General features: G+C 30.0%; 2 protein-coding genes. Both read left to right on the top strand.

Annotated elements, in window-relative coordinates; translation table 11 throughout:
• A partial coding sequence (ccpM, locus tag DW981_RS14645) for a Cys-rich peptide radical SAM maturase CcpM (RefSeq protein ID WP_118508246.1) occupies nucleotides 1-1227 on the top strand: 1227 nt, incomplete at its 5' end.
• Nucleotides 1228-1238: 11 nt separating this feature from the next.
• The coding region (locus tag DW981_RS14640; protein WP_147352684.1) for a hypothetical protein at nucleotides 1239-1535 on the top strand (297 nt) is incomplete at its 3' end.

Below are 1535 nucleotides of genomic sequence, written 5' to 3'. Positions count from 1 at the left end.
CTTTTTTACAATCTAAAGAAGATATTTATTATTGAACATCCAGCGTCTTCTGGTATTGAAAGCTATCTTGATGAAGGTATGCAACAATTAATTTTACAGTTAACTCAAAATTGTAATTTAAGATGTAAATATTGCGTATACTCTGGAAGTTATAAAAACCGTGTACATACTAATAAAAGAATGACATTTGAAATAGCAAAAGAAGCAATTGATTATTATTATTTGCATAGTCGGGCAGCGGATGTGGTGCGTATTGGACTATACGGTGGAGAACCCTTATTAGAGTTTGATTTAATAAAGAAAATTACTGAATACTGCGAAAAGATTTTTGCAGGAAAAGAATTAAGAATAAATATGACTACTAATGCAACTTTATTGAATGAAAAGATTGTTGATTTTCTACAGAAACATAATTTTGACCTAATGATTAGTCTTGATGGTCCGGAATCAGTGCAAAATAAAAGTAGAGTATTTGCAGATAATAGTCATGGAACATTTGATGTTATCATACAAAAAATAGAGATGATACAAAAATTATATCCTCAATATTTGGATAAGATTAGTTTTAATGCAGTTATTGATGAACAAAATGATTTTGCGTGTAGTAGTAATTTTTTTACATATGATTTCCTAAAGGATGCAGTGGTTACAGCTGCTGGAGTTAGCGATAGAGATTCTGTTCAGGAAGTATCATTGCGTGAAACTTTTTATATAAATTATAATTATGAGCTTTTTAAGAGTTTTATTGTTTATGCAGGTGAGTTGGATAATAAATACATCTCAAAATTAATAGTGTCTCATAAAGGACTGCTTATAAGTTCAATACATGATAGGGTGACAAAACCATATCGCAGAAAAGGAATATGCCACCCTAATGGTCCATGTATAGCGGGATATAACAGATTATTTGTAACAGTTGAAGGAAAATTTTATCCTTGTGAAAGAGTAAGTGAAACAAATGAGGTTTATTGTATCGGAGATATAAAAAGTGGAATTGAAACGAAAAAAGTACTGCGCTTATTAAATACAGGAAAGTTGACAGAAACGGAATGTAAGAATTGTTGGGCATTAAATCTTTGTAGTATTTGTGCAGCAGATTGTGGCGAGGATAATGATCTCTCAACATCAAAAAAACTACAGAAATGTTCTGTTGCAAAAAAAGAAGTTGAAGAACATTTAGTAGAATATTGTACATTAAGAGAATATGGTTTTAATTTTGAAAACTAGGTGGTAATCAAATGAAAGTAATAGTTTTTCCCTTTGATAATTATGTTAGACCGTTGATAGAATATGAGAAGTTGTGGCATTTTGAGATATGTGGTCTTATATCGCCAATGGGTTTTGGAATTAATAATATGCAGATGTATGAAAATGATAAAAAGTATATTATTAAAAGTGAAATGAGTGAAGATAATATGGCAGAGATGGAAGCACTTCTTGTTGTCGAATCATATCATTTTGTCAAATTTGAATTGATATTAGAACAAATAAATTTTGGCAGCAAAAAATGGGAAAAATATTGTATTGGCAAGAAA

The organism is Clostridium sp. AM49-4BH (genome assembly GCF_003478335.1).
GTDB lineage: Bacteria > Bacillota > Clostridia > Lachnospirales > Lachnospiraceae > Butyribacter.
The sequence above is the reverse complement of the archived record's forward strand: the minus strand, read 5'-3'. Positions and strand labels throughout refer to the sequence as shown.